Origin of the sequence: Methylosinus sp. H3A (genome assembly GCF_015709455.1) — a bacterium.
In the GTDB taxonomy this organism is placed as follows: Bacteria; Pseudomonadota; Alphaproteobacteria; order Rhizobiales; family Beijerinckiaceae; genus Methylosinus.
Genome location: NZ_JADNQW010000005.1, coordinates 2335718 through 2352814, shown reverse-complemented (window position 1 = coordinate 2352814; position 17097 = coordinate 2335718). Strand labels below are relative to the sequence as shown.

Sequence of the window (17097 nt, the reverse complement as noted above, 5' to 3'; positions counted from 1 at the left end):
CGCTATTCTCGGCGCGCTTTGGACCGCGAGCCTTCAGGCTCGCATCGACGCCGGTGATCGAGCCGTTCTTTCGAAACCTCCTCCGATCGTCACGCGGCCTTCGCCTTTCCGGCTCCGTTCTTGGTGAGCCAAGGGCTCCAGGGCTGCGGCGCGATCAATTCCGCCCCGACCCAGACCGGCAATATGCGCCCGCGCGCGACGCGGCCGACGAAGGCCGGCTTGTGCAAATGCTGCGTCTCCGCGTCCAGCCGCAGCGCGAAGCCGCTCGGCGCGCGGATCATATGCAGGCCGAGCGCGCGGCGCACCGCCGCGACATCGACGCAGCCGGCCGCGGCGACGGCGGCGCGCCAGAGCTCGAAGCCGAGATAGGTCGCCTCCATCGCGTCATTGGTCGTGGCGTCGGGCGAATTCTTGTAGCGGCGCCATTGCTCCACGAAGCTCCAATTCTCCGCGCAATCGATCGCATGGAGATAGTTCCAGGCGACATATAGGCCGTCGATCTCGCAATGGGCGAGCGCCGGCAGCTCGGCCTCGCCGATCGACAACGACATGATCGGCGTGTCGGAAGCCAGGCCCGCCAGCGCGCTGAAGAAGCGCAGATTGGCGTCGCCGCTCACCGTCGAGACGATCGCAGCGCCGGGACGCGCGGCGAAGCGGCGAATATCCCTCGCGATCGCGCGCCAATCCTCGAGGCCGAGCGGCGCGTAGATTTCGACGATATCCTCCCCGCCGACGCCTTTGGCTGCGAGATAGGCCCTCAGAATGGCGTTGGTGACGCGCGGATAGACGTCGTCATTGCCGATCAGCAGAAAACGCCGCGCGCCGAGACTGCTCAGAAAATCGACGGCCGGAATCGCCGTCTGGCTCGGCGTGCCGCCGGCATAGACGACATTGGGGGAGCGCTCCTCGCCCTCATATTGGCTCGGATAGAAGAGAAGCCCCCTCGCGTTTTCGACCACTGGAAGCGCGGCCTTGCGCGAGGCGGAGGTCCAGCAGCCGAAGATCGCCGCGACGCCGCGCTCCCCTAAGAGGATTTGCGCCTGCTCCGCATAGAGTTTCGGATCGGAGCGCGGGTCCATGATCACCGCTTCGAGCGGGCGTCCGAGCAGGCCGCCCTGCGCATTGCAGCGCTCGATGAGCATCGCCAAAATCTCCTGCAGCGGGCGTTCGCTGCTCGTCATCGTGCCGGAGAGGGAGTGCAATATTCCGATGCGGATCGCGCCATTCTCGAGATCGGCGAAATAGCGGTCGACCGCGCCGATGAGCGATCGCGAATGATCGAGCAGCGCGTCGGTGGCCGAGAGCGCGGAACGGCCGGCCGTCTCCACCTGCGCCACGACGTCGCCGACATCGGGCAGCGCCTCGCCGACGCCGCGGGCGACGACCGCCGCGCGCGCGCCGATACGGTCGAGCTCGGCCGCCTCCCGGCCCAGAGTGTCGGCGAGGTCGCGGTTGACGCCGGCGACCGCCTCGACGCTCGACGACACTTCGGCGATCGCGCCGACCGTCTCCTCCACCGCGAAGTGAATGGCGTCGATCTGCGTCTCTATTTCGGCGGCGGCGCTCGACGTCTGATTGGCGAGCGTCTTCACTTCGCTCGCCACCACGGCGAAGCCGCGTCCGCTCTCGCCCGCGCGCGCCGCCTCGATCGTCGCGTTGAGGGCGAGCAGCGAGGTCTGGCCGGCGATCGACTGGATGAGCTTGCTCACCGCGTCGATGCGCCCCGCGGCGGCGGCGAGGCCGCGCACGATCTCCTCCGCGCGCGCGAGATCGGTCACGGTGCGGTCGGCCGCCTCGCGCGCCGCCTCCACCTGACGCGAGGAGCGCGCGACGAGATCGGCGATGGCGTTGCGCGCCGCCAGAGCGAGGCCGTCGACATCCTGCGCGGCCGTGGTGGCCGCCGATGTCGCCTCGGACACGCGACGGAGCATGTCGCCATTGCAGGCGGAAAGATCGCCGGCGGCGGCCCGCGCCTTCGCGCTCACGGCGTCCAGCGCGCCATCGGCCTCGGCGGCGCAATCGCGCAGCCGCTGCGTGAAGAAGGAGCGGCCCGCCTCGCGTATCGTCAGCTCCGCCTCGCGGCTGCGCTCGGCGGCGGAGAGCGCGTCGGCGACGACGAGCGCGCGGCGCATTTCTTCGGCGACGCGCTCGAGCCGCGCCGACAGAGGGCCGCCCTCACGCGGAAAGCAGGCGTAGCGGTCGCCCGCCGCGATCATTTCCAGCGCCGCGATCTGCGGCGAGAGGCGCCGCTCGACATAGAGAGCCATAGCGACTGCGGCGATCGCCGCGGCCGCGCAGGCGCCGAGCCGATCGCCGCTCGCCCAGCCGACGACGAGAGGCGCGAAGGCGGCCGAGACGCTCGCCGCCAGGAGGGAAAAACCGGAAAGTTTCACGGCCGAATCGTCCGCCATGCGGCCCCGCTATCAGTCTGAAATTGCGTGCATAATATCGCTACATAACGGTTACCAACCCCTTTCGGCGCCGCGCTTTCCTCGCCTCGATTGTCGGCAATCGGCGCCGAGATTTTCGGCGCCGCCGGCGGCGGAACGCGGGAAGCGCGTGACTCGCATCCGTCGGCGGTTTATTCGGAGATCGGGAGCTTTGCCGAATGAACGATGTGTCGAGGCGATTGCGTCTGCCGATTCTCGCCCTTTGTCTCGCCGTCGCGATGGGCGGCTGCGGCGGACGTCCGCATGGCGTGCTGACCCCTCAGCCGCGAGTGGCCGGGACGACCCCGGTCGAATTGCTCGTCGCCACGACGCGCAGCCCCGAGGGCGCCGCGCCCGGCGATCTCTTCACCGGCGAGCGCGGCCGCAGCCTCGCCTTCGCCGATATCGCCATCTCCATTCCGCCGGATGGCGCGCGCCAGATCGGCGAGGTGCAATGGCCGAGCGCTTCGCCCGGCGACCCCGCCCGCGAATTCGTCACGCTGCGCGCCGATCCGCTCGGCCAGCAGGAGGCGGTGCGCCGTTTCGACGCGCGCATCGTGAAGACGCCCAAGCGTCAGGCGCTGGTCTTCGTCCACGGCTTCAACACGCTCTTCGCCGAGGCGGTCTTTCGCTTCGCGCAAATCGTCCATGATTCGGGCACGAACGCGCTGCCGGTGCTGTTCACCTGGCCCTCGCGCGGCAAGCTGCTCGACTATGGCTATGATCATGAGAGCGCGAGCTATTCGCGCGATGCGCTGGAGCATTTGCTGCGCACGCTCGCCAAGGATCCGTCCGTCGGCGAGATTTCGATCCTCGCGCATTCCATGGGCAATTGGGTGACGCTGGAAGCGCTGCGCCAGATGGCGATCCGCGACCGCGGCCTCGCGCCCAAGATCAAAAATGTCATGCTCGCCGCGCCCGATGTCGACTACGACGTCTTCTCGCGGCAGATCGCCGAGATCGACGAGCATCGCGCCATTTTCACCCTCTTCGTCTCGCGCGAGGACGAGGCGCTCGCCGCCTCCCGCCGCGTATGGGGCGACAAGGTGCGGCTCGGCGCGATCGATCCGCAGCGCGAGCCCTTCAAGGACACGCTGGCGGAACGCCGCTTCACCGTCGTCGATCTGACCACTGTGAAATCATCCGATCCGCTCGGCCATGGCACTTTCGCGCAATCGCCCGAGATCGTGCGCTCGATCGGCGCGCGTCTCGCCGAAGGCCAGACGCTGGCGGATAGTCAGAGCGGCGTCGGCGAGCGGCTCGGCCAGGTGGCGACGGGCGCGGCCTCGGCTGTGGGCGCGGCGGCGAGCGTCGCCGTCTCGACGCCTTTCGCCGTTGTCGATCCGCGCACGCGCGAAAATCTCGGCGATCAGCTGCAGCGTCTGGGCGAGCAGATGGGCGATACGGCGACGGCCGGCGCCGATGTGGTCGCGCGGCCGCTACGCTGAGAGGCCGCCAGGGCGGAGATTTCACCGAGGCGGAAGCTCACCAAGGAACGTCGCGGCCGCGATAATCGATGAAGCGGCCCGTGTCGGCGAGGGTCAGCGCGTCGATCGTCTCGATGATGCCGACGGCGCTCTCCTCGACCGAGAGATCGGCGTTTTTGCCGCCCATATCGGTGCGAACCCAGCCGGGGCTGAGCGCGACGACGGTGACCTTCTCGCGCTTCAGATCATGCGCCAGACCCTGCGCGATCTTGTTCAGCGCCGCCTTGGCCGCGCGATAGGCGATATTGGTCGAGCCCTCCGTCGCCATGGAGCCGAGCCCGCTCGACATCAGCGCGATGCGCGGATTGTCGGCCCGCAGCATGGCCGGCAGAAAAGCCTGCACGAGCCGCAGCGGCCCCAGCGTATTGACGTCGAAGAGATCGAGCGCCCCCGGAAAATCCATGTCCAGCGTCGATTGGCTCTGCGGCCCATAGGCGCCGGCGTTGCAGACGAGCACATCGAGCGGCGCGGCGAGCTCGCGCGCGGCGGCGCGAATCCCCGCCTCGTCGCGCGTGTCGAAGAGCAGGATCGAAAAGCGCGCGCGATGGCGCGCGACATCGTCTTGCAAACGCGCGCGCGCCTCCTCGCTGCGCACGGAGGCGGTGACGTCGTCGCCGCGGGCGGCGAGCAGACTCGCGAGCCCATGGCCTATGCCCTTATTGGCGCCGGAAATGAACCAGTGCTCCGCCATCGGCCGCTCCCGCATTCGATGGAGAGAATATAGAGCCTGTTTCCCCGCCGTCAGCGCGCCCGCGGCGGAGGGGACGCCAAGGCGCCACAAATTATCCAAATTTGAAAAATAATTACTGTGATACAATAATTTTAGTTCGGGGTTTGGCCATGACGAATATTCTGCTTTTCGACACTCCCGAGCCTGCGCCGGTCGAAACGCCGCTGCGCCGGCGGCTTCGACGCAACAGCGAGCTCCTCTGCGCGCTGTTTTCCGCGCTGCTCGCAACGGCGGCGCTCTTCGCCATCGCGCTGGTCGCGGCCGTGCTGTTCTACCAGGGCGAGTTCGTCTCCTTCGGCCCCGGAGGACTCTGGTTCGGGCGCGGGCCCGACGCCGCCGCCGGACGCGTCGCGCTTTCCAGCTTCGGCGCGCCGCAGAGGCTCGCCGGCGCTTTCGCGCTGACGCTGCTCGTCGCGCCGGCGGCCTATATCTTCCTGCGCCTGCGCATGCTGTTTCGGCTCTATGCCCGAGGAGTCGTCTTCTCGCCGCGCAATGCGCTTTGCCTCAGACATGTCGGGCTCGGCCTTCTCGCCTATGCGTTCGCGCCTTTCTGCGCCAATCGCATCGCGCTCCTCGCCGGCGTCGGAAACGATCCGAGCTGGTTTCACCTCTATGAGATTCAGGCCGCGATTCTCGGCGCGCTCGTCTTCGTCATCGCCGATGTGATGCGATGCGCGCATGAGATCGAGGCCGAGCGGGACGGATTCGTCTGACATGCCGATAATCATGCGCCTCGACGTCATGCTGGCCAAACGCCGCATGCGCTCCAAGACTCTCGCGCGCGCCATTGGCGTCACCGAGGCCAATCTCTCGCTGCTGAAATCCGGCAAGGTGAATGGCGTGCGCTTCTCGACGCTCGCCGCCATTTGTCGCGAGCTCGGCTGCCAGCCAGGCGATCTCATGGAATATGAGCCGGACCAGGCCGCCGAAAACATTGCGAAAGCGGGATGAGCGCCATGTCGGAGACAGCGGCATGGTCGCTCCGCGCCGCGGCCGCGGCCCTTCTCGCCTTCTCGCTCGCCGCCTGCGCGATGGTCGCTGGCGTCGTCGATATGGAGGGATGCGTCGGCGCTGACGGCTCCGCCAATGTCCCCATGATCCTCGACGGCGATCAGATTCTCTTCGAGTTCGAAGCGCAGAGACCGAACGGGAGTTGGCGGAGCGGCCTCGCGCTGCTCAATATGGGCCAATCGCCGCCGATCCTGAAACAGAACCTCTATGACGAGCTCGCCATAGGCGCAGGCCGCCCGCTGCGCTTGCGCATCGGCGCGCGGAGAATGGCCATCGCCGCAGGCGCCGTGCGCAACGAGCCGGACCGGCCGATCGGCGAAAGGCAATTCGGTTCGTTTTTTCCGTCTCGCCGCGTCGATATGGTCCTGCAATCCGGCGCCTTGGCGGCAGGAGAGCTGGTCATCGACTATCCGGCGCGCCGGCTCGCCTTCACGGCGCCGGGCGCGGCGCCTCACGAGGGCGTCGCCGTCCCGATCCGCATCGACCGCCGCAGCGGCCTCGCCATCGTCGACGCCACGATCGACGGTAAATCCCACGCCTTCGTCATCGACGCCGGCAGCCCCTATAGCTGGATGCGTGGCGCGCTCGCCGCGCAATGGCTGGAGCGCCATCCCGATTGGCTGCGCGGCCATGGCGCATTCGGCCCGGCCAATTACAACATGCTCGATCTGCCTTTCGAAAAGGACGGCGATGTGCTGCGCGTTCCGCAGATCGCGCTCGGGGCTCTCGAGATGAAAGACGTCGGCCTGATGGGCTCCGGCCCCTCGCTCGGCCCGGCGGACGGGCTCATCGGCGAAGCCTTCTGGAACGTCTGGCAGGAGCAGGCCGGAGAAACGGTCGCCGGCTGGCTCGGCGCCGACGTGCTGAAACGATATCGGCTGACGATCGATTATCCCAACGCCATCTCCTATTGGCGAAAGGGCGCGGAGCCCGACGCGCGGGAATTCGATCGCGTCGGCGTGACGCTCGTCTATGAGCGCGGCGATTATTTCATCGGCGGAATCATCGCGAGAGCGGGCCGGGCGAGCGTCGACGGCCTCGAGATCGGCGACCTTCTCGTCGCCATCGACGGAGAGCCGACGCATGGGGCGCCGCGCGAGCGCGTGCTGACGGCTCTGCGCGGCGCGCCGGGCGCGCGAAAAATCCTGCGCGTGGCGCGTGGATCGGCCGAATTGGATGTCGCCGCGGAGATTGCCGCCTTCTGAGATTCGAATCGGCTTGCCGCCGCCGGCGCCGTTGCTTACTGTGCAAGCCGGTTACATTACGAAGTCATTGCGAAAGGCGGTTCGCATGAGTGACATTTCCCTCGCGGACGACAGCGTCGTCACGCAACCTTCCCGAGCTCCAGCGGCTGCGCCGATCGTCTTCACCGGCGACAATGGCGAATTCCGCCGGCTGGTCACGCGCGGCGCGCTGCTCGAATTGGTGACGGCCGGCTTCTATCGCTTCTGGCTCGCCACCCATATGCGCCGCTATCTGTGGTCGAGCACCGTCATCGGCGGCGATGCGCTGGAATATGTCGGCAAGGCGCGCGAGCTTTTGTTCGGCTTCTTCTTCGCGCTCGCCATTCTCGCGCCCGTCTATCTCGCTTATCTGCTCATCGGCCTCGAGGCGGAGCGGACCCGAGCCTTCGCCTCGCTGCCGCTCGGCCTGTTCTTCGCCGCCTTCGGCCAATTCGCCATCTATCGCGCGCGGCGCTACCGGCTGCACAAGACGTCCTGGCGGGGCTTGCGCTTCGGCATGGGCGGCTCCGGCTTCGCCTATATGTTTCGGGCGATCGGCTGGGGCTTTCTGCTCATGCTCACACTCGGCCTCGCCCTGCCCTGGGCGGAGGCCGCGCTGGAGCGCTATAAGATGCGCCATACATTCTATGGCGCGCTGGAGGGCGACTTCGTCGGACGCGGCGGCGATTTCTTCAAGCGCGGCTGGTGGATCTGGGCGGTGTCGCTGTTCGGCTCGGCGGGGCTGTTCGGACTCGCGGCGGCGCTCGGCAAGGCGGGGGGACCGCTGCTCATCGCCGGCCTCGTCATCATTCTGCTCGCAGCGCCGGGGCTCTACGCCGCCTTCAAGACCGCGCAATGGCGCTGGTGGCTCGAGGGGCTGCGCCTCGGCGACATACGCGTCGAAACAAAGCTCAGGACCGGCTCGCTGCTCGGCAATTATTTCGCCTTTTTCGGCGTCTCCATCGGCGTCGTCCTCGCCATTGGAACGGCCGTCGGCGTCGTCGTCGCGATGAACCGCAACAATATCGTCGGGACCAATCTGCCGATCGGCGTGCTCATCTTCGTCGGCGTCGCCTATCTCGCCACCTTCCTCACCATCGGCGTCGCCTCCCGCATCTTCCTCACGCAGCGCGTCTGGAAGATCGTGACGAGCTCGCTCGCCGTCCATGGCCTCGAGGCCGCCGACGCCGTCGCGACGCGGGCGAGCGCGGCGGAGAACGCCATTGGCGAGGGCTTCGCCGACAGTCTCGACGTCGTCGGCTTCTGAAAGGACGAAGCGATGACCGAGGGACCGCCCGAGGAGGGCGCGGCCGCCATTTTCTTCGACGGCTGGAGCAGTCGCAAACGCTTCGTGCAACTGCGTTTCGGCGCGACGCTCGAGATCGTGCAGGATGGCGCGACGCTTGCCTCCTGGCCCTATGACGACATCCGGCGCATCGAGGCGCCGGGCTTTGCGCTGCGGCGCGAGACGGCGAGCGCGGGAGAGCTGGCGCGGCTCGAATTGCGCGATCCGCGCCTGCATAACGAGTTCATCGCGCGTTGCCGCTTTCTCGGCGGGCTGGCTCCGGCCGGCTCCGACCGCGCGCTCGTCTATTGGTCGCTGGCCGCGACGGCGAGCTTCGTCGCTCTGGTCTGGTTCGGCATTCCCTTCGCCGCCGACCGCATCGCGCCGCTCGTTCCGGCCTCCTTCGAGCGGCGGCTCGGCGAGGCGGCGGAGGCGCAATTGCGCTCGATCTTCTCCGCCAATGCCTGCGGCGACGAAAACGGCTCCGCCGCGCTCGCGCAATTGTCGGAGCGGCTGCAGTCGCACGCCGCGCTCGAGGAGCCGGCGCGGATCGAGGTGCTCAAATCCACCGTGCCCAATGCGCTCGCTCTGCCGGGCGGCAAAATCTATGTGTTCTCGGCGTTGCTCGCGCGCGCGCAGACGCCGGACGAAGTCGCCGGCGTCATCGCCCATGAGCTCGGCCATCTGAAGCATCGCGACGCGATGCGCCGGCTCATCGCCACAGGCGGAACCTCTTACCTCATCGGTCTGTTGTTCGGCGACGTCACCGGCGCCGGCGCGCTGGTCTTCGCCAGCAAGGCGCTCATCGGCGCGGCCCATTCGCGCGAGGCGGAGGCGGAGGCCGATGGTTTCGCCGCCGATCTGATGGCGCGGCTCGGCCGGCCGGCCAAGCCCCTCGGCGAACTTTTGACGCGCATCTCCGGCTCGGAGAACGCCGCCTTCGGCCTGCTGCACGACCATCCGCTGACGGCCGATCGCCTCGCCGCCTTCGCCGCCGCCGACAAGGGCGAGCGCGGTCCGCCGCTCATCGACGACGCGCGCTGGACGGCGCTGAAGGCGATCTGCAAGTGACGCGCCGCGCCGCGCGCGAGAGCGGCGACCGTCTCAGCGCGCCTTGCGGTTCAGCAGGCGGTGATAGGCGGTCTTCGCCGCCTCACGCAGGCGCCGGCGCCAGACTTCCTTGGCGTGCGCCTCGGCGAATTGCGTGACCCCGTCGGTCTTCGCCTGCACCATCAGATCGCAGACGACGAGGCGATCCGGCCAGCAGCGCTCGATCATGACATGGCCGGGGATGGCGCAGGAATCGGTGAGCGCGATATCTGCGCGCTCCGACTGCGTCTCGGTGAGGGCGTAGACGAGCTGCACGCCCGGCGCCTGCGCGCGCAGGCTCTCGTCATAGGCGATCTTCCAGAAATAGGCGCGGCCGCCGCTCTCTATGACGACGCCCATGGCGATCGGCTTGCCCGCGAGCTCCAGGCTGTGAATGCGAATTTTACCCTCGCGCGCCAGGAGGCGCGTCGCGCTGCGCACGAAAGTGGCGAGCGAAGGATGGCCGAGCAGCGCGCCGCGCTCGGCCTTCCAGCCGCTCGCCTCGAGGGCGAGAAAATCCTCGGTGGCGCGGGGAATGTCGGCCGGCGTCGAATAGATGACGCGCTTCAATTCGCCGGTCTCCTCCAGACGACGACGGCGGCGGCGCATCTCGCTCAGCGCCTTGCGCGAGGATGTGCGGGTCCAGACCTCCTCCGGATCGCCGCCCGCGAGCAACGCCGCACGCTCATGGCGGTCGAGCACGCGCCAGTCGCGCCCCGTGGCCCGCGCGGCGCGGGTGAAGGCGGCGAAGACCGGCCCGCTCATGGGCGTCCTGGGGATGAGCACGGCGCCCGCGCGGCGATTGCCGGCGAACCAGTCGAGCAGCGCCGCGGCCGCCTCCTCGGCGCAATCGCGGTCGAGCAGCGGCGTCGCCAGCGCGGCCTGCTTGTGCAGCCAGCCCCGCGCCGTCGCGGCGCCGAAGGAGAAACCGGGCGCGGCGATCGGGAACAGCGCGACGAGGCGGCGCGCGCCCTGCGCTCCGACCCGCTTCCAGACCACGACGAAGACCGGGCGCGACTTCGCCGGAAAATGGCGCGCGGCGGGAAGCGCGAAACCAGGCTCCAGAAAACCATTGGGCTCGGCCGAGCGCTCGACGAGATCGGCCCAATCGCGGATGTGCTCGCTCATCCGCTCGACGCCGAGCGCCTCCGTCTCCAGCACTCCGTTCGTCATGACGCCTTCGCGGCCGGCCGCGCTCTGTTCGGAGGCTCTCGCAGGGCCGGGAAGACTTCCCAGGAACGCCGTCCTATTGATCCAAAATGGCGCCGTGGCCATGATTCGTCCCTCGTCGCTTCTCAGTTTCGCGCAGGTTCCACGCCATTGCGAGACGAATCGCGCCGAACCGCGGAGAGCGTTTCAAGAGCGAGGCCAAGGCGGACGCCCTATCACACCGAGCTCGGCTGTGGGAAATTTGTCACAGAGTAGATAAATATTTGGGGATCAAGGGGATCGGGAGAGCGACCGTGCTCGTCCGCGGTTGCGTGTGCGCTTCGTCCCGTGTCAGAGTGACACTGCCGAGGTCCGGCATTTGCCGGATGTGGCGGACCCGCTATATGAGTTCACCTGCGGTCGAGTCCTTTTCGGCCCGTCCAGACCAGAGTAGGCGCTTTGACGACTTCGAAGACCCCCCTTCTCGACCGGATCGAAACGCCGCAGGAGCTGCGCAAGCTGCAGCCGAGCCAGCTCCGCCAGCTCGCCGACGAATTGCGCCGGGAGACCATAGACGCCGTCTCCGTCACCGGCGGGCATCTGGGCGCCGGGCTCGGGGTCGTCGAGCTCACCGTCGCCCTGCATTATGTCTTCGACACGCCGAACGACAAAATCGTCTGGGACGTCGGCCATCAGACCTATCCGCACAAAATCCTGACCGGCCGCCGCGACCGCATCCGCACGCTGCGCCAGGGCAAGGGGCTCGCCGGCTTCACCAAGCGCGCCGAGAGCGAATATGACGCCTTCGGCGCCGGCCATTCCTCGACCTCGATCTCGGCCGGCCTCGGCATGGCCGTCGCCCGCGACCTCGCCGGCGGCTCCAATCATGTCGTCGCCGTCATCGGCGACAGCGCCATTTCGGCCGGCATGGCCTATGAGGCGATGAACAACGCCGGCGCGCTCGATTCGCGGCTCATCGTCATCCTCAACGACAATGACATGTCGATCGCGCCGCCGACCGGCGCGATGTCGGCCTATCTGGCCCGGCTCGTCTCCGGCGGAGCCTTCCGCACCTTGCGCGAGACGGCCAAGCAGCTCGCCCGCCATCTGCCGCATTTCCTCTATGACAAAGCCCGCAAGGCGGAAGAATTCTCCCGCAGTTTCATCACCGGCGGCACTTTGTTCGAGGAGCTCGGCTTCTATTACGTCGGGCCGATCGACGGGCATAATCTCGAGCATCTCCTGCCCGTGCTGACCAATGTGCGCGACAAGGACGACGGCCCGGTGCTGGTCCATGTGGTGACGCAAAAGGGCAAGGGCTATGGCCCGGCCGAGGCCGCCGCGGATCGCTATCACGGCGTCAACCGTTTCGACGTGCTGACCGGCGCGCAGGACAAGCCCAAGGCCAATGCGCCCTCCTACACCAGCGTCTTCGCCAAATCGCTGGTGGCGGAGGCCGAGCGCGACGACAAGATCGTCGCCATCACCGCGGCTATGCCGGCCGGCACCGGCCTCGATCTGTTCGAGAAGACCTTCCCGGAGCGCATGTTCGACGTCGCCATCGCCGAGCAGCATGCCGTGACCTTCGCCGCCGGCCTCGCCTGCGAAGGCTACAAGCCCTTCTGCGCGCTCTATTCCACCTTCCTGCAGCGCGGCTACGACCAGCTGGTCCATGACGTCGCGATCCAGCATCTGCCCGTGCGCTTCGCCATCGACCGCGCCGGCCTCGTCGGCGCCGACGGGCCGACCCATGCGGGCGCTTTCGACATCGCCTATCTCGGCTGTCTGCCCGGCATGGTGATAATGGCGCCGGCGGACGAGGCCGAGCTCGTCCATATGGTCGCGACCTCCGCGGCTTTCGACGAAGGGCCGATCGCCTTTCGCTATCCGCGCGGCGAGGGCGTCGGCGTCGAGCTGCCCGAGCGCGGCGAGATTCTGGAGATCGGCCGCGGCCGCGTCATTCGCGAGGGCTCGAAAGTGGCGATCCTGTCGCTCGGCACACGGCTCGCCGATGCGCTCACGGCGGCCAAGGAGCTCTCCGGGCGCGGCATTTCGACCACCGTCGCCGACGCCCGCTTCGCCAAGCCGATCGACCGCGACCTGCTGCTGCGTCTCGCCGCCAATCACGAAGTCCTCATCACCGTCGAGGAAGGCTCGATCGGCGGCTTCGGATCGCAGGCGTTCCAGATTTTGTCGGACCATGGCGCGCTCGACGGCGCTCGCGGCGCGTTCAAATTCCGCTCGATGACGCTGCCAGACGCCTATCTCGACCATGACAAGCAAGAAATCATGCTCGCCCGCGCCAGCCTCGACGCCCGCGCCATAGTGGCCAAAGCGCTGGAGGCGCTAGGCGACGAGCGCGGCGCCGCCCGCGCGATGATCGCCTGATTCCAAATCTGACGGCGCGACTCCTTCTCCCCTCGCGGGAGAAGGCGGCCCTCGCGTCAGCGAGGGTCGGACGAGGGCTCTTCAGGACGCCTGAAATCTCGCCGCGATCAAAAGAGTTTCCCGCGAATTACGATGAGTCCCGCCCCCTCTTGGCGCGCCCTCATCCGACCCCGCTTTGCGGGGCCACCTTCTCCCGTAAACGGGAGAAGGAAACACCTGCCCCTTCTTTTTTACTTGTAGGTGTTGCCGTCCGGGCCCTTCCAGCCGTCGCCGTCGGCGTAGAAGCGATATTCCTCGTCGAATGAGATCGTCTCGCCCGGCGCCACAAATTGCTTGCCCTTGGGATCGCTGTTACGCGGCGCGGTCACATAATGCTTGCTCGCCGAGCAGCCGTCGGGAGACTTGCCGGCGTCGTCCGGCTTGCATTCGAGATTGGCGCCGTCCGGAAAAGCGACCGAGGCGTTGAAGAAGAGCTCGAAGCCCTTCTCGCCGGTCGCATGCATCTCCAGCCGCTCGGTCATCGTCTGCTTGAAGGCGAGCACTTTCGCGGGCTTGTCGAAACGCTGCTTCAGCAGATTTTCGAAAATCTGGCGCGCATGGGCTTCGGTCGGATCGGGGCAGCCGAACCAGCAGATTGCGGCAGCGCGGTCGATGGTCAGTGGCGCGACGGCGAGCGTCAGCGCGAACAGTCTCGAGAGCATGGGGTTCCTCTTTTTTTTGGTGTGTGTCGCGCCAATTTCGGGCCGGGCGCCGTCGCCGCCCGTCTCCATGCGGGCTTGGGCCTCAAAATAGCCGATCTCAACGCCGAAATGAACCGCAACGGACGATCGCGGCAACGAAGCAGTAACCATAGGTTCCTAGCATCCGATTATGAAGATCGCACATAAGCTTCCGGCTCTGCTGGCCCTTCTGCTCTGCGCCGCGCCGGCGCGGGCCGATTTCTCCTCCTGCCTCGCGGGCCTGCGTCAAGCGGCCGCGGGCGCCGGCGTCTCGCAACGCGTCATCGAAAGCGCGACCAATGGGCTCGAGCCCAATGACGCTCCGAGCTTCATGGACAAGCAGCCCGAGTTCAAGACGCCGATCTGGGACTATATCGCCGGCCTCGTCGACGAGGAGCGCGTCGAGGAAGGCCGCGCCATGATGCGGCAGCACGCCTCCGCCCTGCATGCGGCGGAGCAGCGTTACGGCGTCGATCCCGCGACAGTCGTCGCGGTCTGGGGCGTCGAATCGGATTTCGGCAAGAATTTCGGCAAGCGCAGCGTGGTGCAATCGCTGGCGACGCTCGCCTGTGAGGCCACGCGCCGCAACGACTATTTCAAAGGCGAGTTCATCGCCGCGCTGAAGATATTGCAGAGCGGCGACATAGCGCCGGAAGAGTTCATGGGCTCCTGGGCCGGCGCCTTCGGACACACGCAATTCATGCCCTCGACCTTCCTCGGCACGGCTGTCGATCTCGACGGCGACGGGCGGCGCAATATCGCCAGCTCGGCGGCCGATTCGCTCGGCAGCACGGCGAATTTCCTGCGCAAGGCCGGCTGGCGGCCTGGCCTGCGCTGGGGCTTCGAGGTGAGCGTGCCCGCAGGCTATAGCGGTCCCTCCGGCCGCACCAGCCGGCAGCCCATATCCGCCTGGGCTTCGCGCGGGATCACGCGGCTCGATGGCGGTGGGCTCGGCGATGGGCAGGCGGCGCTGTTGCTGCCGGCCGGCCGCAACGGCCCCGCCTTTCTGGTGACGCACAACTTCGACGCCATTTATTCCTACAACGCCGCCGAGTCTTATGCGCTGGCGATCGCCGTGCTGTCGGATCGGCTGCGCGGACGGCCCGGCATTCAAGCGCCCTGGCCGACCGACGATCCTGGCCTCTCCCGCGCCGAACGCCGCGAGATGCAGGCCCTGCTCAACCGCCAGGGCTATGCCGTGGGCGAGCCGGACGGCGTGATCGGAACCAAGACCAAAGAGGCGCTCGCAGACTTCCAGGGCCGAGCCGGGCTCAAAGCCGACGGCAGAGCGGGCAAGAAGACGCTGGAGGCGCTGCGCGCGCGTTGAGGCGTCACGACGCCTTCGGGTCCAGCGCCGTTATCACCTTCGCCATTCGCCCGGCAGCCTCGCCGCCCTCCGCCTCGAGCCCAGCGATCACGCCGGCGCGATCGGCGGCCTTGCGATTCTGGCTGAGCTTGCGCTTCGCCTCGATCCGTGTGATCGACAATTCTATCCCGACGATCGCCTTCAGCAGAGCGTCGATGAAATCATCCGGTGCATCTTCGAGCGCCCAAGGCGCCGGCCGCGCCGACTCGTGGCGCGCCGTGAGATCGCGCAGCAGCGTGCGAATCCACTTTGGATCATCGATCGCGCGCAGGCGGCCATAGACGTGGACCGCCTCATAATTCCAAGTGGGCACGACCTTTCCGGTCTCGCGCTTCGTCGCATACCAGGAGGGCGTCACATAATGGTCGAGGCCGGTGAAGATCGCCAGCGCCTCGCTGGCGGGATCGAAATCCCGCCACAGCGGATTGGCGCGCGCGATATGCGCTCGGAGCACATTGGTCTTCGCGTCGAAGAGAAAGGGAATGTGATCGGCGACGATCGCGCCGTTCACGATATGCGTGAGCGCTCCGAGCGGATGCGCCTCGATCAGCGCTGCGATCGTCTCGAAATCCTGCTCGTGAAATAGGTCTGGCAGATACATAGCTCAGAGCCTGCGCCCGACGCCGCAATCAGCGCATGAATTTGATCGCGGCGAAAATAAAGCCGCCGAGCGCGAGCTGAGTCACGACCAACCAGCGAAGAATGTCCACCTTCAAATCCGCGACGGCTTCCTTCAGGTCGCTTTTCGTCATGAGTTGTGAACCGCCGATTTCGATCTGAGAAACGGCGAGAGTGTCGATGGTGAGCGCGCTCATGGCGTAAGATTAAGCGCTCGCCATCCTCAAATCAACGCTCACAACGCCTGTTGAAACCGTATCGGCGCGCCTCGCGATGGCGCCGCCAGCTCGCCCTCCCACATCACCCGCGCGCCGCGCACGAAAGTTCCGACCGGCCAGCCAGTGACCTCCACCCCGTCATAGGGCGTCCAGCCGCAGCGCGAGGCGATCCAGCTGTTGCGGATGGTCTCGCGGCGCTTCAGATCGACCACTGTGAGATCGGCGTCATAGCCCACGGCGACGCGCCCCTTGCCGGCGAGGCCGAACAGCCGCGCCGGGCCGGCGCTGGTGAGGTCCACGAAGCGCTGCAGCGTCAACCGCCCGGCGTTCACATGATCCAGCATCAGCGGAACCAGAGTCTGCACGCCGGTCATGCCCGAAGGGCTCTCCGGATAGGGCTTGGCCTTCTCCTCGAGCGTGTGCGGCGCGTGGTCGGAGCCGAGAACGTCGACGATTCCCTGCGCGACGCCCCGCCATATCCCCTCGCGATGACGCGCGTCGCGCACCGGCGGATTCATCTGCACGAGCGTGCCGAGCCGCAGATAATCCTCCGACGTCAAAGTGAGATGATGCGGCGTCACTTCGACGCTCGCTATATCCTTGTGACGAGCGAGAAACTCGATCTCCTCCGCCGTCGATATATGCAGCACATGGACGAGCGCGCCTTTTTCGCGCGCGATGCGCAGCAGCCGCTCGGTGGAGCGCAGCGCGGTGATCTCGTCGCGCCAGACCGGATGCGAGGTCGGATCGCCCGGAACGCGCAAGGATTTGCGCTCCTCGAGCCGATATTCGTCCTCGCTGTGGAAGGCGGCGCGACGGCGCGTCTTGGAGAGGATCGCGCCGACCCCGGCGTCGTCGGCGACCAGCAGCGAGCCGGTGGACGAGCCCATGAACACTTTTATCCCCGCTGCGCCCGGCAGACGCTCGAGCTCGGGAATGTCCTTGGCGTTCTCATGCGTGCCCCCGACCCAGAAGGCGAAATCGCAATGGGCGCGGCCCGAGGCGCGCGCCACCTTGTCGGCGAGCTCGGCGGCGCCGGTCGTCAGCGGCTTGGTGTTGGGCATTTCGAACACCGCCACGACGCCGCCGAGGACGGCGGCCCGCGTTCCGGTCTCGAGATCTTCCTTATGCGTCGGGCCGGGCTCGCGAAAATGCACCTGCGTGTCGATGACGCCGGGCAAAATATGAAGGCCCGAGCAGTCGATCCGCTCGCCGGCCGCGGCCAGCGAGAGGTCGCCGATCTCGGCGATTTTGCCATCGCGGAGTCCGATGTCGCGCGGAGCCACGCCGTCCTGATTGACGAGCGTCCCGCCGGCGAGAATGATGTCATAGGTCTTGGGCATGGCTGGCGCCTCGCTTGCAGGTGTCGCCGAGACTGTGAAAAT

15 protein-coding genes are annotated in these 17097 nt (G+C 67.1%); 8 read left to right on the top strand and 7 right to left on the bottom strand.

The features are described from left to right. Nucleotides 1-89: 89 nt before the first annotated feature. Nucleotides 90-2411 carry a transporter substrate-binding protein gene (locus tag IY145_RS13955; protein WP_196408756.1) on the bottom strand — a complete coding sequence of 774 codons (2322 nt, stop codon included), beginning with the start codon at nt 2409-2411 and terminating at the stop codon, nt 90-92. A 197-nt stretch (nt 2412-2608) separates the two neighbouring features. Between IY145_RS13955 and IY145_RS13950 the strand changes: the two genes are divergently transcribed. Then, entirely contained in the window at nt 2609-3877 is a 1269-nt protein-coding gene (locus IY145_RS13950; RefSeq protein ID WP_196408755.1) for an alpha/beta hydrolase, read from the top strand. A 37-nt stretch (nt 3878-3914) separates the two neighbouring features. Here IY145_RS13950 and IY145_RS13945 read toward each other — a convergent pair whose 3' ends face one another. Then, nucleotides 3915-4607, bottom strand: a complete 693-nt coding sequence (locus IY145_RS13945; protein ID WP_196408754.1) for an SDR family oxidoreductase — start codon at nt 4605-4607, stop codon at nt 3915-3917. 149 nt (nt 4608-4756) lie between these two features. Here IY145_RS13945 and IY145_RS13940 point away from each other — a divergent pair, with 149 nt between their 5' ends. The 5 genes from IY145_RS13940 to IY145_RS13920 all read left to right on the top strand — a co-directional run bounded on the left by IY145_RS13940 (nt 4757) and on the right by IY145_RS13920 (nt 9236). Beyond that, nucleotides 4757-5359, top strand: a complete 603-nt coding sequence (locus IY145_RS13940; protein ID WP_196408753.1) for a DUF2975 domain-containing protein — start codon at nt 4757-4759, stop codon at nt 5357-5359. Between the two features lies 1 nt (nt 5360). Beyond that, on the top strand, nt 5361-5597 hold the full coding sequence (locus IY145_RS13935; protein ID WP_196408752.1) for a helix-turn-helix transcriptional regulator: 237 nt from the start codon (nt 5361-5363) through the stop codon (nt 5595-5597). Between the two features lie 5 nt (nt 5598-5602). Continuing rightward, nucleotides 5603-6862: a peptide-binding protein gene (locus tag IY145_RS13930; protein ID WP_196408751.1), complete on the top strand. Its 1260-nt coding sequence runs from the start codon at nt 5603-5605 to the stop codon at nt 6860-6862. An 85-nt stretch (nt 6863-6947) separates the two neighbouring features. Further along, the gene (locus tag IY145_RS13925) at nt 6948-8147 is read left to right on the top strand and encodes a YjgN family protein (protein WP_196408750.1); all 1200 of its coding nucleotides are present in this window, start codon (nt 6948-6950) and stop codon (nt 8145-8147) included. 12 nt (nt 8148-8159) lie between these two features. Then, entirely contained in the window at nt 8160-9236 is a 1077-nt protein-coding gene (locus IY145_RS13920; protein WP_196408749.1) for a M48 family metallopeptidase, read from the top strand. A 33-nt stretch (nt 9237-9269) separates the two neighbouring features. Here IY145_RS13920 and IY145_RS13915 read toward each other — a convergent pair whose 3' ends face one another. Next, nucleotides 9270-10427, bottom strand: a complete 1158-nt coding sequence (locus IY145_RS13915; RefSeq protein ID WP_246722032.1) for a GNAT family N-acetyltransferase — start codon at nt 10425-10427, stop codon at nt 9270-9272. A 435-nt stretch (nt 10428-10862) separates the two neighbouring features. On the opposite strand from IY145_RS13915, the gene dxs reads away from it, so the two are divergent. Further along, a complete protein-coding gene (dxs, locus tag IY145_RS13910) occupies nt 10863-12791 on the top strand; it encodes a 1-deoxy-D-xylulose-5-phosphate synthase (RefSeq protein ID WP_196408747.1) in 1929 nt (642 codons plus the stop codon). 230 nt (nt 12792-13021) lie between these two features. On the opposite strand, the gene IY145_RS13905 is transcribed toward dxs, so the two are convergent. Next, nucleotides 13022-13492 carry a hypothetical protein gene (locus IY145_RS13905; RefSeq protein ID WP_196408746.1) on the bottom strand — a complete coding sequence of 157 codons (471 nt, stop codon included), beginning with the start codon at nt 13490-13492 and terminating at the stop codon, nt 13022-13024. Nucleotides 13493-13661: 169 nt separating this feature from the next. Between IY145_RS13905 and IY145_RS13900 the strand changes: the two genes are divergently transcribed. Continuing rightward, complete coding sequence (locus tag IY145_RS13900; protein WP_196408745.1) at nt 13662-14837, top strand: lytic murein transglycosylase; 1176 nt, start codon at nt 13662-13664, stop codon at nt 14835-14837. Nucleotides 14838-14841: 4 nt separating this feature from the next. Here the strand turns inward: IY145_RS13900 and IY145_RS13895 are convergent, their stop codons facing one another. From IY145_RS13895 to IY145_RS13885, 3 genes are all read right to left on the bottom strand, one after another. Further along, nucleotides 14842-15477, bottom strand: a complete 636-nt coding sequence (locus IY145_RS13895) for an FMN-binding negative transcriptional regulator (RefSeq protein WP_196408744.1) — start codon at nt 15475-15477, stop codon at nt 14842-14844. Between the two features lie 28 nt (nt 15478-15505). Beyond that, nucleotides 15506-15628, bottom strand: a complete 123-nt coding sequence (locus IY145_RS26170) for a hypothetical protein (RefSeq protein WP_281433671.1) — start codon at nt 15626-15628, stop codon at nt 15506-15508. 101 nt (nt 15629-15729) lie between these two features. After that, a complete protein-coding gene (locus IY145_RS13885; protein WP_196408742.1) occupies nt 15730-17055 on the bottom strand; it encodes a dihydroorotase in 1326 nt (441 codons plus the stop codon). Between the last annotated feature and the right edge of the window lie 42 nt (nt 17056-17097).

What these genes read in the sequence shown, in the direction of transcription:
- IY145_RS13915 (WP_246722032.1), bottom strand. Translation starts at nt 10,427, where the DNA reads ATGACGAACGGAGTGCTGGAGACGGAGGCGCTCGGCGTCGAGCGGATG.
- IY145_RS13945 (WP_196408754.1), bottom strand. Translation starts at nt 4,607, where the DNA reads ATGGCGGAGCACTGGTTCATTTCCGGCGCCAATAAGGGCATAGGCCAT.
- IY145_RS13935 (WP_196408752.1), top strand. Translation starts at nt 5,361, where the DNA reads ATGCCGATAATCATGCGCCTCGACGTCATGCTGGCCAAACGCCGCATG.
- IY145_RS13900 (WP_196408745.1), top strand. Translation starts at nt 13,662, where the DNA reads ATGAAGATCGCACATAAGCTTCCGGCTCTGCTGGCCCTTCTGCTCTGC.
- IY145_RS13940 (WP_196408753.1), top strand. Translation starts at nt 4,757, where the DNA reads ATGACGAATATTCTGCTTTTCGACACTCCCGAGCCTGCGCCGGTCGAA.
- IY145_RS13920 (WP_196408749.1), top strand. Translation starts at nt 8,160, where the DNA reads ATGACCGAGGGACCGCCCGAGGAGGGCGCGGCCGCCATTTTCTTCGAC.
- IY145_RS13930 (WP_196408751.1), top strand. Translation starts at nt 5,603, where the DNA reads ATGTCGGAGACAGCGGCATGGTCGCTCCGCGCCGCGGCCGCGGCCCTT.
- IY145_RS13950 (WP_196408755.1), top strand. Translation starts at nt 2,609, where the DNA reads ATGAACGATGTGTCGAGGCGATTGCGTCTGCCGATTCTCGCCCTTTGT.
- IY145_RS26170 (WP_281433671.1), bottom strand. Translation starts at nt 15,628, where the DNA reads ATGACGAAAAGCGACCTGAAGGAAGCCGTCGCGGATTTGAAGGTGGAC.
- IY145_RS13885 (WP_196408742.1), bottom strand. Translation starts at nt 17,055, where the DNA reads ATGCCCAAGACCTATGACATCATTCTCGCCGGCGGGACGCTCGTCAAT.
- IY145_RS13905 (WP_196408746.1), bottom strand. Translation starts at nt 13,492, where the DNA reads ATGCTCTCGAGACTGTTCGCGCTGACGCTCGCCGTCGCGCCACTGACC.
- IY145_RS13895 (WP_196408744.1), bottom strand. Translation starts at nt 15,477, where the DNA reads ATGTATCTGCCAGACCTATTTCACGAGCAGGATTTCGAGACGATCGCA.
- IY145_RS13925 (WP_196408750.1), top strand. Translation starts at nt 6,948, where the DNA reads ATGAGTGACATTTCCCTCGCGGACGACAGCGTCGTCACGCAACCTTCC.
- IY145_RS13955 (WP_196408756.1), bottom strand. Translation starts at nt 2,411, where the DNA reads ATGGCGGACGATTCGGCCGTGAAACTTTCCGGTTTTTCCCTCCTGGCG.